The following is a 1,177-nucleotide window of genomic DNA, read 5'->3' as shown; positions in this document are numbered from 1 at the left end:
AACAGCCATCACTGCGCCGTCGCCGTAGCCCAACAATACATAGTTGGCAATCCACACTTCCAGCTTGTCGCCGTTGAGCGGGTTGACGACGTAGCGGCCGGTCGGCACGCCTTTTTTCTACATCGTCGCCATATCGGCTTCGGCAACCGAGCCGGCTTTGCATTCGGCGATAAATTCTTGCAATTCAGGTTTGTCGGCTGCGGCGGCGGTTGCCAGCGGATGCTCGGCGGCAACGGCAACATAAGTCGCGCCCATCAGCGTGTCAGGACGGGTAGTATAAACTTGCAGGAATTTCGCGTAATCGCCTTCCAAGCCTTGTTTGCTGTCGTCTGAAACGGCGAAGCGCACGGTCATGCCGCGAGATTTGCCGATCCAGTTGCGCTGCATGGTTTTGACTTGTTCAGGCCAGTGTTCCAGCTTGTCCAAATCATTGAGCAGCTCTTCGGCGTAATCCGTGATTTTGAAGTAATACATTGGGATTTCGCGTTTTTCGATCAACGCGCCGGAGCGCCAACCGCGTCCGTCGATGACTTGCTCGTTGGCAAGGACGGTTTGGTCGACCGGATCCCAGTTCACCGTGCCGTTTTTGCGATAGACGATGCCTTTTTCAAACAGCTTGGTAAACAGCCATTGTTCCCAGCGGTAGTATTCGGGTTTGCAGGTGGCGACTTCGCGTTCCCAGTCAATCGCAAAACCCAGGCTTTTAAGCTGGGTTTTCATGTATTCGATGTTGTCGTAAGTCCATGCGGCAGGGGCGACGTTGTTTTTCATCGCCGCATTTTCCGCAGGCATACCGAACGCGTCCCAACCCATAGGCTGCATGACGTTGAAGCCGTTTAAGAGTTTGAAGCGGCTCAATACGTCGCCGATGGTGTAGTTGCGTACATGCCCCATGTGCAGCTTGCCGCTGGGGTAGGGGAACATGGACAGGCAGTAGTATTTGGGTTTGGAAGCGTCTTCGGAGACGTTGAAAATACGCTCGTCGTCCCATTTTTTCTGCGCCGCAGGCTCGATGGCGGCGGGTTGGTAATGTTCTTGCATGGTCATTCTGTTTTTCGCTTGAAAACGTTGGAAAAAATAAAGATGGGATTATAGCAGGTTGTCGGGCCTGTCGGTTTGACAAAGGCCGTCTGAATGTTTGGATGTCGGAAAAGCACAATTTCAGACGGCCTTGAAA

Annotated in this window: 1 pseudogene; it reads right to left on the bottom strand. The window is 53.1% G+C overall.

From position 1 onward, the window contains the following. Nucleotides 1-1,041: pseudogene (locus ACTHUM_RS14785) on the bottom strand (class I tRNA ligase family protein); the annotation flags it as partial. Nucleotides 1,042-1,177 lie beyond the last annotated feature (136 nt).

This window comes from Neisseria sp. P0021.S006, assembly GCF_051956895.1.
This window is presented reverse-complemented; position numbering and strand designations above follow the sequence as displayed.